Raw genomic sequence first — 15,421 nt, 5'->3', positions numbered from 1 at the left:
CATCGTGACCCCGCGGGAAGACCGTGCCCCGGCCCGGATCGCGTCGGGGCTGCTCGCCGTCCGCCAGGGCACCTGGCGTGCGGCCTGTTCGGCAGCCGCAGTGCTGCTCGCCGCAGTCGCCGTGATCGTCGCCTGCCTGGTGCTTGTCGGCGTCGGCGTCTACCTGATGCCACCGGTCCTGGCCGGCCTCCGCGCCCTCGCCAACGCCGCCCGCCGCCGCATCGGCGTCGCCGAGATCCCGCAACCCGCGGGCCCTGCCTCCGGCTGGTCCGCGGGCCTCACCGCGTGCCGCCGGGCGTTTCGCGCCCCGGCCACCAGGCGCGACCTGATCTGGGCCGCCGGTGACTGGCCGGTGGGCGTCACCCTCGGCCTGCTCCCCGCTCTCCTGCTCGCCGGTGGCCTCTGGGGCCTCTCGGCCCCGCTGACCTGGCGCTGGGCCACCGAGGCCTGGGACGGCTCCTGGTTTCTGTTCGTCCCCCTGATCAGCGACGTCACCGCGGCCCTGGCCGCGGTGGTCGGCGTTGCCCTGCTCGCGGCCGGGCTGATCTTCGCGCCCTGGTTGGGCCGGCTCTCGGACGCCTGGGCGGCCCGCCTGCTCGGCCCGTCGACAGTCACCCGACTCACCGAGCGGGTCGAACACCTGGCCACCACCCGCGCCGACACCCTCGACGCCCAGCAGTCCGAGATCCGCCGGATCGAACGCGACCTGCACGACGGCGCCCAGGCACGGCTGATGGCCATGGGCATGACGCTCAAGATGATGGAACGCTCACTGGAACGCGACCCCGAGGCGGCCCGCACGCTGCTCGGCCAGGCCCAGGAGGACTCCCGCAAGGCCATGCAGGAGCTCCGCGATCTGGTGCACGGCATCCACCCCCCGATCCTGGCCGACCGGGGCCTGGTCGACGCGGTCCGGGCGCTCGCCCTGGAATGCCAGGTCCCGACCCAGGTCGAGTCCACACTGACCGGCAGACTCGAACCACCGATCGAGTCGGCTCTCTACTTCACCGTCGCCGAACTGCTCACAAACGTGGTCAAGCACGCCGCCGCCACGGCCGTTCAGGTCACCCTCGCCACCACGCCCGCCGGCATCCGGGTGACGGTCGCCGACAGCGGGCGCGGCGGAGCGGACCTGTCCCGCGGCACCGGCATCGCCGGCGTTCGCCGCCGTCTTGCCGCCTTCGACGGCACCCTCACCGTCGACAGCCCCACCGGCGGCCCCACCCGGATCGACATCTTCCTCCCGATGGCCGCATCGTGAGGTAGGCAGGCGGGGCCGCATCGACGGGGTGTTACTGGTCCAGGGCGGCTTCGCTGGCGGGCCGCAGGGGGCAGCCCCGCAGGGTGTACGCGAGCAGACCGGCCACCGCCAGGGTGCTGGCGCAGACCGTGGCGGCGGTGGTGCCGGCGGGTTGGATCAGCCAGCCGGCGACCTGGATCCGCAGGTCCCTGCTGGGGTCCATGAGGGGCAGGGCCGCGATGAGGGTCCAGATCAGCGGTGCGATCCACGACATGGCGGCACCGAAGAGGGCGGCGCCGAGGGCGGTGAGGCCGAGGAGCCCTGCGGTGTTGCGCAGCAGCAGGGCGAACGGTTCGTAGCGCGCGTCGGTGACCGTGCTGAGGGTCAGCAGGGCGGTGATCGTGGCGCCGGCGAGGAGCAGGTGCCCGGCGCGTCGGAGCGGCCAGTTGACCGCCGCGGTGCGGTCGAGGGCGTCGTCGGCGCCGCCGAGGGTGGTGCCGACCGCGACCACCGCCAGCATGATGACGAGGCTGGCCGTGCGGATGTTGATCGTCGTCGAGTCGGTGTAGGCCAGCGACAGGGCCCACACCAACGCGATGAGCGCGGTCGCGGTGGTCAGCGCGAGGGGGACCCGGCGGGAGCGTAGGTGGAGCTGGAGCCACCTCACGGCTGGGCCTGGGGCAGGACCGCCGTGAGGCCGTCGCCCTGGCAGTCCAGCGCCGCCTCGCGTGCCGCCGCCATCCGACGCCGTTGCTCGGCCTCCGGGAGGCTGACAAGCGCCTGGTACGCGCCCACCAGCAGCTCCATCTCCGCGGGGTCCCAGCCGGGCGGGGCCGGTGGTCGACCGGTCAGCCAGGCGGCGGCGACGATCCGGGCCCGGTACTCGTCGCCCTGAACCGGCCGGTCGGCGCACTCCTGCTGCCAGGCGGCCTCGAGCAGGGACGGCAGGAAGTAGTCGCCGGACAGGTCGGCGCGTCCGAGGCGGTCGAACGAGGGGGTGTCGAAGACGACCGTGTCGGCGGGATGTCGTGCCGGTGCCGTGCTCCGATCCAGCCGTGCCCAGAAGGTGACCTGCTGGGTCTGCACCGCCCGCACGGGTGCGTTGGGCAGCTTGGCCGCCATCATGGCGAGAGCCTGGCGGGCGGGGCCGACGACGTCCGGCAACAGCTCGGCGTGCACCCGTGTCACGCACACCTGCGGGCCGGCGTTGTCACAGACCAGCTCGATGGCGACCGGGTCGACGACCGCGGCGCCGCGCGTACCGCCGACGGGCAGGAGCGGTACGGCCACCGCGGCGCCGAGCACCGCCGGGAGTACGGCCAGCGCGACGGCGCGACGGCGGGCCATGCCCAGCAGCAGCAGTCCGGTGACGGCGAGCGCCACCAGCCACAGTGTCTGGAGCGCGCTGACCCGCGGCATGATCGTCTGGAAGTCGTCGAGTTCGTTGATGACCGGGACGAGCAGCAGCGCCGAGGGTTCGGGTCGGATGACCGCCGCGTCGAGTTCGGGCTGCCGCACGAACTCGGGGACGAGCCCGAGCACGGCGAACCCGGCCACCGCGACGACGGGTGCGGTGATCACCCGGGGCACCGCCCGGCCGGCGGCCATGCCCAGCCAGCCGGCGGCGATCAGTGCCGGCACACCGACGGCGGCGACGACGATTGTGGCGCCCGGGAAGTAGCCCGCCGTCGGCACCACCCATCCGGCCGCGACGAGACACACAACCGTGTACGCGACCACCACCGTGATCGCGAGCGCGCTGGCGGTCACCGTGGTGCGGTGCCAGCGGGGTCGGGCGGTGCTGGTGAACAACTCGCCGACCCGGTGACGGGCGTCGCGTCGACCCAGCCACGCCCCACCGGCGAGCGCCAGCGGCAGCAGCACCACGAGTATCGACCGGGCGATGACCGCCAGTTGCATCCACCGGCCGGCGAAGAACTGGGTGGACGTGAGCAGCAACGGCACGCCGGTCACCAGCAACAGCAGCGCGACGCCCAGCGCCGCCGACCGGCGTAGCTCGATGCGCAGGATTCGTCCGGTCATGCCGGCACCCGCCCACGGTCGGATCGCAGCAGCGCCGAGTAGCCACGTTCGGTGGCGCTGTCGCCCGCGTCGCCCGCGCCACCCTGCTCGGCCAGTTGTCCGGTGGTGCCCTGCCACACCAGGCGGCCCTCGTTGACGAGCACCACGTCGGTGCAGGCCACCGCGACGTCCTCGACCAGGTGGGTGGAGACGAGCACGCAGCTGTCCAGGCCGATCTCGCGCAGCAGCTCGCGGAAGTCGAGGCGCTGCTCCGGGTCCAGGCCGACGGTCGGCTCGTCGAGCAGCAGCACCTCCGGGTCGTTGACGATGGCCTGGGCGATGCCGGCGCGGCGCAGCATGCCGCCGGAGAGCGTCTTCATCCGCGAGTCGGCGCGGTCGGCGAGACCGACCCGTTCGACGGCCCGTTGCACCGCGCCCGGGATGACCGCCTTCGGCATCTCCTTGAGCCAGGCCAGGTATTCGACGAACTCCCGGACGGTGAAGCGCGGGTAGAAGCCGAAGTGCTGCGGCAGGTATCCGAGGCCACGGCGGACCCGACGGAGGTCCGCCTTGGCGGTGATGTCCTCGCCGAGCAGGCTCAGCCGGCCACCGGCGGGCTGCACCACGGTGGCGAGGGCTCGCATCAACGTCGTCTTGCCGGCGCCGTTGGGACCGAGCAACCCGTGCACGCCGGTGCCCAACGCCAGGCTCAGTCCGTTGACCGCCAGGTGCCGTCCGGCTCGCACCTGCAACTTCTCGGCGTGCACGGCCCACGGATGCGTGGACGGTCTGGTCTCCGCCGCACTGACCATACGCATCATTACTTCTCCATTCGGTAGTGATTCGTGTTGTCGTGTCCGGTCAGGACGTCCGGGGGAGTCCTCCGAGCGGACGTCGTCGGGCCCGGACGAGCACCACGGCCACCAGCGCCACGGTGCCGACGGCCCACCAGGGCGAGCTGCTGTCCGCGAGGACGGCCGGGAGTCGGCCGCCGGCCAGGCTCGGTGCCACCACACCCGCGGACCAGGTGAGGGCAAGTACGGCGGCGGCCCGGTCCACCCCCACCAGCCCGCCCAGCGCCAACGCGCCGGCGGTGAAACCCAGCGCCGGCAACAGCCAGAGACTCGGGGAGTGCCCGGTGCCCCAGCCGGCCACGGCCAACACCGGGATGACGGCCACCAGGACCGCCAGCGTGCGGCGCAGCAGCAGCGCCAACCCGGTACGCGGCATGGTGGCCAGCAGTTCCCAGGCCGGATCGAGTCGCCGGCTCCACAGCGCGGCCACCGGCAGCAGCGGTGCCATCGGTGCGACGAGCAGCACCAGCGACGGCAGGCTGTGGAAGGTCCGCTCGAACAGCACCGCGACGAGCATCAGTCCGGCGGCGGTGGCCAGCCACGGCAGGACGCGGGCGGCGACCCCGGTACGCCGCAGCCGCCGCCGGCGTACCGGTTGCGGGCCGCTGGCGATCCCGGTGGCGATGCCGTCGGCCACCCGGTCCAGCAGGTCGCGGGTGGCGGGATCGGTCACGTCGGCGAGGACGGCCCGGCAGGCGGCGCAGGACTCCAGGTGCGCCTCGACCGCCCAGGTGGTCGTGTCGTCGACGCCGAGACCGCCGGAGGCGTACTCGAAGATCATGGTTTCGGTGGGATGAGTGGTCATGACAGCGCCTCCCGCAGCGCGATCCGGGCCCGCCGCGCGCGGGTCTTCACGGTTCCTTCGGGCATGCCGAGCAGCAGCGAGGTCTCCCGCACGGTCAACCCGTCGAGGACCATCGCGCGCAGCACCTGACGCAGCTCCGCCGGCAGCGCCTGCAGGGCCCGCTCCAGGTTGGCGTCCAATCCACCGGCGAGCGCCTCTTCCTCGGCCGCCGGAGACACGGTGTCGTAGGTCTGCACCGACGGGATCCGCTCCCGTCGGGCCCGGTGACGGAACGCGTCGACGAGCCGGTGCGCGGCGATCGTCCACAACCAACCCACCGCGCTGCCGGAGCCCGAGGACTGCGCCTGGCTGCCGGCCGACCGCCACACCGCCAGGTACGTCTCCTGCAGCACCTCGGCCACCACGTCCTCGTCGGCGCACCGCCGACGCAGCCGGATGGTCAGCCACGGGGCGGTACGCCGGTACAGTGCGTCGAAGGCACGCCGGTCGCCGCGGGCGACGCGGCGGAGCAACTCACCCTCGTCCAGTCCGTCCAGACTTCGTCTCACGACAGGCAAGACGACGCGACCCTCCCCTCCGGTTCTGACCTGACAGTGACCGCCGTCACATTCTGGCCGCGTTCGGGTCGGACCGACGCGGCGTGACACCCCCCACAGCGGGAACGTCCTCCGGGTTCCGGGCGTTGCCGACACACGCCCGGGCAGTTGCGGACGCGCTGACGCCGTGACGACGTACAAGCTTCCGCAGAGAGATCGAGATGATGAAACAGTTGGTGGACCAGACCGGACCGGACACCCCCGCGGCACCACCGGAGACCCCCGCCGAGGTGCTGCCCGGTGACCTGATGACCAACCGTCAGCGTGTGCAACTCGTCCTCGTGCTGGGTGCGTTGATCGCCATCGGGCCGTTGACCATCGACATGTACCTGCCCGCGCTGCCCGCCATCACGGCAGGGTTGCAGACCACCGAGACCGCCGTGCAGTTGACGCTCACCGGCACGCTTGTCGGCCTCGCGCTGGGCCAGTTGCTGATCGGGCCGCTCTCCGACGTGGTCGGGCGGCGGGTGCCGCTGCTGGCCGGGCTGGCCGCGCACATCGTGGCCTCCGTCCTGTGCGTCTTCGCACCCAACATCGAGGTGCTCGGCGGGCTGCGCGTCCTCCAGGGGCTCGGTGTCGCCGCCGCCACCGTGGTCGCGACGGCGGTGGTCCGCGACCTGTTCAGCGGCGCCTCGTTCGCCCGGATCTTCTCCCGGCTGATGCTCGTCATGGGTCTGGCGCCCATCCTCGCGCCGACGCTCGGCAGTGGCCTGCTGAGCTGGACCGACTGGCGGGGCGTCTTCGCGGCGTTGGCGGTGCTGGGCGCGCTGCTGATCGTCGTGGCCGCCCTCCGGCTCCCGGAGACCCTCCCGGTGGCGCGTCGCCGGCACGGAGGGATCGGTGCGACCCTGCGCGACTACCGGGGGCTGCTCAACGACCGGGCGTTCGTCGGGCTGGTGCTCGTCGCCGGGCTGGCGATGGCGGCCCTGTTCGCGTACGTCTCGGGATCGTCGTTCGTGCTCCAGCAGGAGTACGGCCTCGACGAGCAGCAGTTCGGCATCGCGTTCGGGGCCGGCGCGGTGGGCCTGATCGGGGCCACCCAGTTCAACGTGCGGCTGCTGCGCCGCTACACCCCGCAGCAGATCCTGGTCAGCGCCCTGATCGCCGGAACGGCGGCGGGCCTGCTGCTCGTCCTGTTCGCGGCGACCGGCATCGGTGGCCTGGGCACCCTGCTCGCCTCGCTGTGGCTGGTCCTGGCCGCCGCCGGCCTCGCCCTGCCGAACGCGCCGGCGCTGGCCATGAGCCGGCACAGCGAGGCCGCCGGCACCGCCGCGGCGCTGCTCGGCGCCGTGCAGTTCGGTGTCGGCGCGCTCTCGGCGCCACTCGCGGGCCTGTTCGGCACCGGGAGCGTACCGATGGCGATCGTCATCGCGGGCGGCATGGCCGCCGCGCTTGTCGTCATGGTCCTCGTCGTGCCCCGCGCCGGCGTCGGCACGGTAGACCCGGACCTGGCGGTCGCCCTGCACTAGAAGAAGGAGGGCGGGCCGGTTGCCCGGCCCGCCCGACGATCAGCGAATCTCCGTGGTGTTGTCCTCCGGGCGCGGCTGGCCGCGCGGTGGGGCGGACCACGGCGACTCGCCACCCACCCGGCGCGGCAACGGCTCGGTCGGTGTCGGCTCGGTCGGGTAACCCAGAGTGAGCGGCGCGGTGTCGCGTTCCGCGGGTGTGGGGGACGGCCAGTCGGTGAGCGTGAAGTCGTCGTCGCGGGGGCCGGCGCCCGGCGTGGGCACCGGCGCCACGGCCGGCTCGGCGGCCGGGCGCGGCCACTGCCGCCAACGCTGCAGGCTGAAGGTCGCCATCAGCAGCAGCAGGCCGATCAGGAAGAGTGTGCCGTTCTCCACGGGCAGCCGCAGCGGCAACGGGTCGCCGGCCACCTTCCACCCGTGCGGGATCGCGTCGCGTACCGCGAAGGGCGCCGTCAACATCCCGATGTACGGGGTGACCAGCAGCAATCCGGCCACCAGCGGACCGAGCGGCGAGAAGCGCAGCGTGCCGAGCAGGCCCAGCAAGACGCCGCCGACACCGAGGTACACGGCTGGCTCGATCAGGTTGGCGGTGTTGAACGTGCCGGTCTCCACCCAGCGGTCGACCGTCCGGCTCGACCCGTCCTGCCCCAGTGTGACGAGCACCCAGGTGATGGGCGCCACCACCAGCCCGGCGAGGAAGCTCCAGAGATGTCGCATCCGCGCACCGTACCGTTTTCGACATGACTGAGCACCTCTCCGCCGCTCCGATCGGCAAGCCGACGTCGTACTCGCGCGTCACTCTCAGCAAGATCATGACTGCGGTGGACGTGAACCTCTACGGCACCGTGCACGGCGGGGTTCTGATGAAGTTCGTCGACGACGTCGCGGGTGCCGCTGCCGCCCGGCACAGCGGCGGAACGGCAGTGACCGCGGCGATCGACGAGATCGTCTTCTCCGAGGCGGTCCGGGTCGGCGACCTGGTGCACGCGCACGCGCAGGTGAACTGGACCGGTCAGACCTCGATGGAGGTGGGCGTGCGGGTGGTCGCCGAGCGGTGGGACTCGGCCGAGGACGCTCCGGTCCGGGTGGCCACCGCGTACCTGGTCTTCGTCGGCGTGGACGTCGGCGGGGCCCCTCGGGTGGTCCGTCCGGTGCTGCCGGAGACGGCGGAGGACGAGCGCCGGTACAAGGAGGCCGAGATCCGTCGCGCGCACCGCCTCGCCCGCCGCCGCGCCATCCAGGCCCACCGCGCCGGCTGACACGCGGCCACACAGGTCGGGACCGGGGCATGTGGGACGGGCACGCATCGGATGCCGTACCCGGTGCGCAGAATGGCGCTTCGAGGTAGGGCAAGATGGCGCCACGGCCCAGGCACAGAGTCGTGCCGGGCCAGGGGAGGGTGGAGCAGTGGGTGACATGCTGTGGACGCCGCCGGCGGACGTGCGGGAACGGTCCCGGATCGGTGGCTACCTGCGCTGGCTGCGGGAGCACCGCGGGTTGGACTTCGCCGACTACGACGCGCTGTGGCGCTGGTCCACCACCGACCTGGACGGGTTCTGGCGCTCGATCTGGGACCATTTCGAGGTTGTCGCGCACACCCCGCCGACCGCCACCCTGGCCGAGCGGCGCATGCCCGGCGCCAGGTGGTTCCCCGGTGCCACGCTCAACTACGCGGAGAACGTGCTGCGGATGCCGGGACGCGCCGACGACGACCCGGTGGTGATCGCGCACGGGCAGACCCGCGCGCCGGTCACGCTGACCGCCGGGGAGTTGCGCGAGCAGGTCCGCCGGGTGTCGGCCGGGCTGCGCCGGCTCGGCGTCACCGCCGGTGACCGCGTGGCGGCGTACGCCCCGAATATCGGCGAGACGTACGTCCTCCTGCTGGCCACCGCCAGCCTGGGCGCGATCTTCTCGTCCTGCGCGCCGGAGTTCGGCACCCGCAGCGTCACCGACCGCTGGCAGCAGATCGAACCGACAGTGCTCGTCGCCGTGGACGGCTACCGGTACGGCGACAAGGCGGTGGACCGCCGCGCGGAGGTCGCCGCGATCCGGGCCGCCCTGCCGTCGCTGCGGCACACCGTCGGCATCGGCTACCTCGACCCGTCCGCCGTGGCACCGGACGCGCTGGGCTGGGACGAGCTGGCCGCGCCCACCGACGAGCCGTTGACGTTCACGCCGGTGCCGTTCGACCACCCGCTGTACGTGCTCTACTCCTCGGGCACCACCGGGCTGCCCAAGCCGATCGTGCACGGTCACGGCGGCATCCTGCTGGAGCACCTGAAGATGCTCGCCCTGCACCACGACCTGGGCCCGGCCGACCGGTTCTTCTGGTTCACCACCACCGGCTGGATGATGTGGAACTTCCTGGTCTCCGGCCCCGCGGTGGGCGCGACGATCGTGCTCTTCGACGGCAACCCGGCGGTCCGGGCGGAACCCGGCCGGCCGGCTGAGCCCGACCTCGGTGGGCTGTGGCGGCTGGCGGCGGAGACCGGCACCACGTACTTCGGCACCTCGGCGCCGTTCCTGCTGGCCTGCCGCAAGGCCCAACTGGTGCCCCGCGAGGTCGCCGACCTGTCCGCGCTGCGCGGCGTCGGCTCGACAGGTGCGCCGCTGCCCGCCGAGGGCTTCCACTGGGTGTACGAGACGGTGAGCGACCGGGCGCAGCTCCAGTCGCTCTCCGGCGGCACCGACGTGTGCACCGGCTTCGTGGGCGGGGTGCCGCTCCTGCCGGTGTACGCCGGCGAGATCGCCTGCCGGGCGCTGGGCGCGAAGGTGGAGGCACGGTCGGCCGACGGCACCCCGGTGCTCGGCGAGCTGGGCGAGCTGGTGATCACCGAGCCGATGCCGAGCATGCCCGTGGGTTTCTGGAACGACCCGGACGGCGTGCGTTACTCCGAGGCGTACTTCGACGTCTACCCGGGCGTCTGGCGGCACGGGGACTGGATCACCATCAACGAGCGGGGCGGTTGCGTGATCACCGGCCGCTCCGACGCCACCCTCAACCGGGGCGGGGTGCGGTTGGGCACCGCCGAGTTCTACTCGGTCGTCGAGGGCTTGGACGAGGTGGTCGACTCGGTCGTCGTACACCTGGAGGACGACGAGGGCGGTGCCGGTGAGCTGCTGCTCTTCGTGGTGCTCGCTGATGGTCTGGCACTCGACGACGACCTGCGGAAGACGATCTGCCGCGAGCTGCGCACCGCCCTGTCGCCCCGGCACGTACCCGACGAGATCCACCAGGTACGCGCGGTGCCCCGCACCCTGTCGGCGAAGAAGCTGGAGGTCCCGGTCAAGAAGATCCTGACCGGCACCCCTGTCGACCAGGCAGCGGCCAAGGGCGCCCTGGCCAACCCCGAGTCCCTCACGGCCTTCGCTGCCCTGGCCCAACGCCGAGCCACGACCTGACCCGTCCCGTCCCGCGCCGGGCCTGGCCTGGCCTGGCCTGGCCGGGCCGGGCCTGGCCTGGCCTGGCCACCCCACGCGATCTTGCACTTTCTGTCCCAGCATAAGGGGCATTTCCACGCGTTCTGGCGACAGAAAGTGCAAGATCGGCGGGGCTGGGCTGGGCTGGGCTGGGCTGGGCGGGGCGGGGTGGGGTTACGGGAGGGTTTGGGTGACCTTCTCCATGGTGTGGCGGCTCGTCAGGCGGGTTGGGTCGAGGTTGGCGCAGAGGACCACTGTCGCGGCCCGGGTCAGGGGAGCCAGCAGCCAGTCGACCGGGTCCGGGTAGCGGGCGGCGTCGACGAGGACCCGCGCGCCGGGCTCGATGCCCAACTCCGCGGCGCGGGCCTCGGCTCGGGCCAGCAGGTGCTCGTCGGTGGGGCCCGGCCCCGGCTGCGGGTTGAAGTGGTCACCGTGCCGGCGTACCTCGACCACGTAGTCGGCGAACCCCGGTGGCACCTGCCGCAGCGGGGCGGCCATCGGGGCCAGCCCGAGGGCGTACCGCTCGTCGGCCGACCAGGACTGCGCCTCGTCGAACCGGTCGGCGGCGGCGAAGAGCACGTCGACGTCGCCGGGCGTGTCGATGACGCTCAATTTGGCCGACCAGCAGCCCAGCAGCACCGCAGCGGTCTGCCAGTGCGGCGGCAGCAGCACCCCGGCCCTGGTGCCCGGCGCGAGGCCGACCTCGTCGACGAGAAGGTTCGCGGTCTTCGCCACCCAGTTCGCCAGGGTGGCGCCGGAGAGTTCGGTGCGGTCACCACTGGCATCGTCGTACCAGGTGAGGAGCGGTCGGGTCGGGTCGGTCGCGATCGCGTCGGCGAACACCCGGGCAATGTTGTCGGCCATCGGCGCGAACTTTACGCCCCTGCGGGCCGTACTCGATGACGATGACAAGTCGGCGTACCGTCGGGTCGCAGTCAGCGTCGGCCCCGCGCTCCGGCGTAGGCTTGACCCCCGGAGTGTTGTTCCCCACAGACCCGCCAGTGCAAGGAGTCGCCCCGTGACCGCCGGTCGCCCGCCCCGCGTGCTCATCGACGCCACGAGTGTCCCCGCCGACCGTGGTGGCGTCGGTCGATACGTCGATGGTCTGCTCGGTGCCCTCGGCAAGGTGTGCGGGTCGGGGGTGGAGCTGGCGGTGGTCAGCCTCCGCACCGACCTGGAGCGTTACACCCGGATGCTGCCCGGCGCGGAGATCATCCCCGCCCCGGCCGCCGTGGCGCACCGCCCGGCCCGGCTCGCGTGGGAGCAGACCGGCCTGCCGCTGCTCGCCCAGCAGGTGAGCGCCGACGTGCTGCACTCACCCTTCTACACCTGCCCGCTGCGGGCCGGGTGTCCGGTCACGGTCACCGTGCACGACGCGACGTTCTTCACCGAGCCGGAGCACTACGACAAGTCCCGCCGCACGTTCTTCCGCAGCGCCATCAAGACCTCGCTGCGCCGCGCCAACCGGGTGATCGTGCCCAGCAAGGCCACCCGGGACGAGCTGATCCGGCTGCTCGACGCCGATCCGACACGGATCGACGTGGCCTACCACGGTGTCGACCAGGCCGCCTTCCACGCCCCCACCGAGGAGGAGAAGGCCCGCGTCCGCGCCCGGCTGGGGCTCGGCAACAGCAGCTATGTCGCCTTCCTCGGCGCCAAGGAGCCGCGCAAGAACGTGCCCAACCTGATCCGTGGTTGGGCGCGCGCGGTGTCCGACCGGGCCGAGCCGCCGGCCCTCGTGATCGCCGGTGGGCAGGGGCACGACGACGACATCGACCGGGCGGTGGCCGAGGTCCCGTCGCACCTGCGCCTGCTGCGCCCCGGCTACCTGCGCTACGCCGACCTGCCCGGCTTCCTCGGTGGCGCACTTGTCGCCGCCTATCCGTCCTACGGCGAGGGGTTCGGGCTGCCGATCCTGGAGGCCATGGCGTGCGCCGCCCCGGTGCTGACCACGCCCCGGCTCTCGCTGCCCGAGGTGGGTGGCGACGCGGTCGCGTACACCTCGGAGGACGCGGAGCAGATCGGCACCGACCTGGCCGCGCTGCTCGACGACGAGCAGCGGCGGCTGTCGCTGGCGAAGGCGGGTTTCGACAGGGCCAAGGAGTTCACCTGGGAGTCCAGCGCCGAGGTGCACATCGCCGCGTGGAGTCGCGCCCGTTCCTGACCCCGGGCCGCTGGTGGTGACCCGTGCCACTGTCAGCAGGTACGTCGGGCATGATGTGCGGATGCTTTATGCGGTCATTCCGGCAGGTGGCAGCGGCACGAGGTTGTGGCCGTTGTCCCGCGCCGGCCACCCCAAGTTCCTCCACCCCCTGACCGGCACCAGCTCCTCGCTGCTGCAGGCGACCGTGGAGCGGCTCGCGCCGCTGACCACACCGGACCGGACCCTGGTGGTCACCGGCGCCGCGCACGTCGCGGCGGTGGCCCGGCAGCTGACCGGTCTGCCGGAGGAGAACATCCTGGTCGAGCCGTCCCCCCGGGACTCCTGCGCGGCGATCGCGCTGGCCGCCGCGGTGATCGCGGTACGCGATCCGGAGGCGGTGATGGGCAGCTTCGCGGCCGACCACCTGATCGGCGACCCGGGGAGCTGGGTGCGCACGGTCCAGGAGGCGGTCCGGGGGGCCGAGCAGGGGATGCTGATGACGGTCGGGATCACCCCGACCCGTCCGGAGACCGGCTACGGCTACCTGGAGACCGGCGAGGAGACCGACGGCGCTCCCTGGCGGCCGGTGACCGAGTTCAAGGAGAAGCCGGGCGCCGAGGTCGCCGAGGCGTACGTCCGTTCCGGCCGGCACCTGTGGAACGCGAGCATGTTCGTGTGGCGGGTGGATGTCTTCCTCGCCGAGCTGGCCCGCCAGCAGCCGGCGTTGCACGCCGGCGTCGCCGCGATCGCCGCCGCCTGGGGCACCCCCGAGCAGGACGAGGTGCTCGGGGCGATCTGGCCGACCCTGCCGAAGATCTCCGTCGACTACGCGGTGATGGAGGGCGCGGCCACCGCGGGTCGGGTGGCGACCGTGCCGGGCGACTTCGGGTGGAACGACGTCGGCGACTTCCACACCCTGGGTGAGGTGCTGCCGGCCGACGAGGCGGGCAACGTGGTGCTCGGCACCGACGCCAAGCCCGGGGTGCTCCTGCGGGACAGCGCCAACCTGGTGGTGGTGCCGCAGTCCGGTCGGTTGGTGGCGGTCCTCGGGCTGCGCGACCTGATCGTGGTGGACACCCCGGACGCGGTGCTGGTCTGCCCGCGCGACCGCGCCCAGGGCGTCAAGGCCCTGGTCGACGAGCTCAAGGCGCGCGGCGAAGAGGGCTACGTCTGAGAGCCGCGAGGGCCGGCGCGACGAGTTGCGCCGTCCCGCCGGCCAACGGCTCGGGCAGGTCGTCGGGCGAAAACCAGCCCAGCTCCTCGGCCTCGTCGCTGACCTGCTCCACCGCGCCGGGCGGCGCGACCACGGCGAACCTGACGTCGTAGTGGCGTGAGCCGCCCTGGCAGAGCACCTCGTGCACGTCGATGTCGATCGGCACCGGGTCGATGCGCAGGCCGGCGATCCCGGACTCCTCGGTGGCCTCGCGAAGCGCGGCGGCCACCAGGGTCTGGTCGACCGGCTCGCAGTGCCCGCCGAGCTGCACCCAACGAGCGAACTTGACGTGCAGGCAGAGCAGCACCCGCGAGCCGGTGGCGTCCAGCACCAGCGTGCTCGCGGTGATGTGCCCGGGGCGGTGTTGTCGGCTCATCGCGATCGGTCCGGCCGCGAGCAGGGCGAGGGACCGGTCCCTCGCGGTGGCGGCGGCCGGGCTGGTCGGCTGCCAGCCTTCGAGCAGCGAGATCGCGTCGGCGTGCAGTGGCGCGTACGCCTCGGGGTCGGTCGGGTGGGTGGTGATCGGGGTGTCGGGCACCCCGACACTGTACGAGCGCGTGCTCCGTACGCTGGCCCGGTGAACCTGCGACTCGTCGAATTCGTGGTAGCCGGCAACGAGGCAAGCGATCTGCTGCCGGTGCGGTCGGCCGCGCTGCTGCGCGCGTACGGCGCCCGGCGGGGCTTCTGGACGGTGCTGGACGAGGGGCCGGTGGAGCGCTGCCTGGCGTTGCTCCTGCAGGGAGATGACGGCGAGTGGACGGCCCGGCACGTGCTGGCGGACGCCGGCGCGGAGAACGGGCGTACCGAGGATGGTGAGGCGCTCGCCCAGCACGACGGCTGGGTGTACGTCTTCGGCTCCCACTTCGGCTCGAAGGCCGGCCCGCTGCGTCCCCGGCGCGCCTTCGTGGCCCGCTTCCGGGAGGACGACGCGGCGGCCGGGCCGGTGTCGGTGCACGTGGTGCGCAACTCGTTCCGGCTGCACCGGGCGGTGAACGACGCCCTCGCCGGGTCGCCGCTGACCCTGTTGCCGCCGGGGGACCGGGTGCGGGCGCGGTTCATCGTGGAGACGCTGGCGCGGGGGACCGCCCGGGAGAAACGCTGGGTGAGCCGGCTGGCCGCGGACGACCTACCGGTGAACGTGGAGGCGGCCGCCTTCACACCGGCCGGGACGGTGCTGCTCGGGCTGCGGTTCCCGGTCACCGACGCCGGTGAGCCGATCCTGGTGGAGGTCGCCGGTGTGCCGGGCATGTTCGCGGCCGAGCCGGCGTGGCCGGTGGCGTTGCGCGCGTACGCGTTGACCGGGGTCACCCCGCCGGGAAAGCTGACCGGGTTCCGTGCGATCACCCCGACGCCGGACGGCGGCTACGCGGCCGTGATCGGCTCGATCGACGCGCTGGGCAAGGGGTCGGTGCTGCTCGACGACCACCCGGGCGGCGGTGAGGTCACGTCTCGGCACGTCCGCTTCCGACTCCCGGCCCCCGCGTCCGACGACGTGTGCCGGTTGGTCGGGGAGCCGGTGCGGGACCTGGCGCCGTTCCACCACGTGGAGGGGCTGGCCGAGCTGGACGGGCGACCGTTCTACGTCACGGACGAGGATCACCGGGTCGCGCTCTGGGTTGGTTGAGCCGAGCGGGTGCGGCGGCGAGGCTGGATGACCGGACG

General features: G+C 72.9%; 15 protein-coding genes. 7 read left to right on the top strand and 8 right to left on the bottom strand.

From position 1 onward, the window contains the following. Positions 1-4: 4 nt before the first annotated feature. A complete protein-coding gene (locus tag ACPXBU_RS12610; protein ID WP_425758169.1) occupies positions 5-1,261 on the top strand; it encodes a sensor histidine kinase in 1,257 nt (418 codons plus the stop codon). Between the two features lie 31 nt (positions 1,262-1,292). On the opposite strand, the gene ACPXBU_RS12605 is transcribed toward ACPXBU_RS12610, so the two are convergent. Genes ACPXBU_RS12605 through ACPXBU_RS12585 form a run of 5 tightly spaced genes read right to left on the bottom strand, consistent with a single transcriptional unit; the run spans position 1,293 to position 5,469 of the window. Next, positions 1,293-1,907, bottom strand: coding sequence for a hypothetical protein (locus ACPXBU_RS12605; protein ID WP_425758168.1), 615 nt, complete (start codon positions 1,905-1,907; stop codon positions 1,293-1,295). Next, a complete protein-coding gene (locus ACPXBU_RS12600; protein ID WP_425758167.1) occupies positions 1,904-3,283 on the bottom strand; it encodes a hypothetical protein in 1,380 nt (459 codons plus the stop codon). The genes ACPXBU_RS12605 and ACPXBU_RS12600 overlap by 4 nt, the downstream gene beginning before the upstream one ends. After that, positions 3,280-4,083 (bottom strand): ABC transporter ATP-binding protein, encoded by an 804-nt coding sequence (locus ACPXBU_RS12595; RefSeq protein ID WP_393366603.1) that lies wholly within the window; start codon positions 4,081-4,083, stop codon positions 3,280-3,282. Before ACPXBU_RS12595 ends, ACPXBU_RS12600 begins: the two co-directional genes overlap by 4 nt. A gap of 40 nt (positions 4,084-4,123) precedes the next feature. Then, entirely contained in the window at positions 4,124-4,921 is a 798-nt protein-coding gene (locus ACPXBU_RS12590) for a zf-HC2 domain-containing protein (protein ID WP_425758166.1), read from the bottom strand. Continuing rightward, complete coding sequence (locus tag ACPXBU_RS12585; protein ID WP_425758165.1) at positions 4,918-5,469, bottom strand: RNA polymerase sigma factor; 552 nt, start codon at positions 5,467-5,469, stop codon at positions 4,918-4,920. Before ACPXBU_RS12585 ends, ACPXBU_RS12590 begins: the two co-directional genes overlap by 4 nt. Positions 5,470-5,681: 212 nt before the next feature. Between ACPXBU_RS12585 and ACPXBU_RS12580 the strand changes: the two genes are divergently transcribed. Next, positions 5,682-6,986, top strand: a complete 1,305-nt coding sequence (locus ACPXBU_RS12580) for a multidrug effflux MFS transporter (RefSeq protein WP_425758367.1) — start codon at positions 5,682-5,684, stop codon at positions 6,984-6,986. Positions 6,987-7,025: 39 nt separating this feature from the next. On the opposite strand, the gene ACPXBU_RS12575 is transcribed toward ACPXBU_RS12580, so the two are convergent. Next, a complete protein-coding gene (locus tag ACPXBU_RS12575; protein WP_393366608.1) occupies positions 7,026-7,700 on the bottom strand; it encodes a hypothetical protein in 675 nt (224 codons plus the stop codon). 23 nt (positions 7,701-7,723) lie between these two features. On the opposite strand from ACPXBU_RS12575, the gene ACPXBU_RS12570 reads away from it, so the two are divergent. Further along, the gene (locus tag ACPXBU_RS12570) at positions 7,724-8,242 is read left to right on the top strand and encodes an acyl-CoA thioesterase (RefSeq protein WP_204943434.1); all 519 of its coding nucleotides are present in this window, start codon (positions 7,724-7,726) and stop codon (positions 8,240-8,242) included. Positions 8,243-8,390: 148 nt separating this feature from the next. Then, positions 8,391-10,385 (top strand): acetoacetate--CoA ligase, encoded by a 1,995-nt coding sequence (locus ACPXBU_RS12565; protein ID WP_425758164.1) that lies wholly within the window; start codon positions 8,391-8,393, stop codon positions 10,383-10,385. Between the two features lie 192 nt (positions 10,386-10,577). Here ACPXBU_RS12565 and ACPXBU_RS12560 read toward each other — a convergent pair whose 3' ends face one another. Beyond that, positions 10,578-11,267 (bottom strand): TIGR03089 family protein, encoded by a 690-nt coding sequence (locus ACPXBU_RS12560; RefSeq protein ID WP_425758163.1) that lies wholly within the window; start codon positions 11,265-11,267, stop codon positions 10,578-10,580. A gap of 154 nt (positions 11,268-11,421) precedes the next feature. Here ACPXBU_RS12560 and ACPXBU_RS12555 point away from each other — a divergent pair, with 154 nt between their 5' ends. Then, on the top strand, positions 11,422-12,567 hold the full coding sequence (locus ACPXBU_RS12555) for a glycosyltransferase family 4 protein (RefSeq protein ID WP_393366613.1): 1,146 nt from the start codon (positions 11,422-11,424) through the stop codon (positions 12,565-12,567). A 61-nt stretch (positions 12,568-12,628) separates the two neighbouring features. Continuing rightward, entirely contained in the window at positions 12,629-13,720 is a 1,092-nt protein-coding gene (locus ACPXBU_RS12550) for a mannose-1-phosphate guanylyltransferase (RefSeq protein ID WP_393366615.1), read from the top strand. Here the strand turns inward: ACPXBU_RS12550 and ACPXBU_RS12545 are convergent. Beyond that, positions 13,689-14,282, bottom strand: a complete 594-nt coding sequence (locus tag ACPXBU_RS12545; RefSeq protein WP_425758366.1) for an NUDIX hydrolase — start codon at positions 14,280-14,282, stop codon at positions 13,689-13,691. The genes ACPXBU_RS12550 and ACPXBU_RS12545 overlap by 32 nt on opposite strands. A 54-nt stretch (positions 14,283-14,336) precedes the next feature. On the opposite strand from ACPXBU_RS12545, the gene ACPXBU_RS12540 reads away from it, so the two are divergent. Beyond that, the gene (locus ACPXBU_RS12540; protein WP_425758162.1) at positions 14,337-15,383 is read left to right on the top strand and encodes a hypothetical protein; all 1,047 of its coding nucleotides are present in this window, start codon (positions 14,337-14,339) and stop codon (positions 15,381-15,383) included. The last annotated feature ends 38 nt before the right edge of the window (positions 15,384-15,421 follow it).

This window comes from Micromonospora sp. DT231 (genome assembly GCF_049847025.1).
Classification (GTDB): Bacteria; Actinomycetota; Actinomycetes; order Mycobacteriales; family Micromonosporaceae; genus Micromonospora.
The sequence above is the reverse complement of the archived record's forward strand: the minus strand, read 5'-3'. Positions and strand labels throughout refer to the sequence as shown.

Excerpts from the sequence above, each read along its gene's own strand:
- ACPXBU_RS12600 (WP_425758167.1), bottom strand. The coding sequence starts at position 3,283 with ATGACCGGACGAATCCTGCGCATCGAGCTACGCCGGTCGGCGGCGCTG.
- ACPXBU_RS12595 (WP_393366603.1), bottom strand. The coding sequence starts at position 4,083 with ATGATGCGTATGGTCAGTGCGGCGGAGACCAGACCGTCCACGCATCCG.
- ACPXBU_RS12590 (WP_425758166.1), bottom strand. The coding sequence starts at position 4,921 with ATGACCACTCATCCCACCGAAACCATGATCTTCGAGTACGCCTCCGGC.
- ACPXBU_RS12580 (WP_425758367.1), top strand. The coding sequence starts at position 5,682 with ATGAAACAGTTGGTGGACCAGACCGGACCGGACACCCCCGCGGCACCA.
- ACPXBU_RS12575 (WP_393366608.1), bottom strand. The coding sequence starts at position 7,700 with ATGCGACATCTCTGGAGCTTCCTCGCCGGGCTGGTGGTGGCGCCCATC.
- ACPXBU_RS12570 (WP_204943434.1), top strand. The coding sequence starts at position 7,724 with ATGACTGAGCACCTCTCCGCCGCTCCGATCGGCAAGCCGACGTCGTAC.
- ACPXBU_RS12560 (WP_425758163.1), bottom strand. The coding sequence starts at position 11,267 with ATGGCCGACAACATTGCCCGGGTGTTCGCCGACGCGATCGCGACCGAC.
- ACPXBU_RS12550 (WP_393366615.1), top strand. The coding sequence starts at position 12,629 with ATGCTTTATGCGGTCATTCCGGCAGGTGGCAGCGGCACGAGGTTGTGG.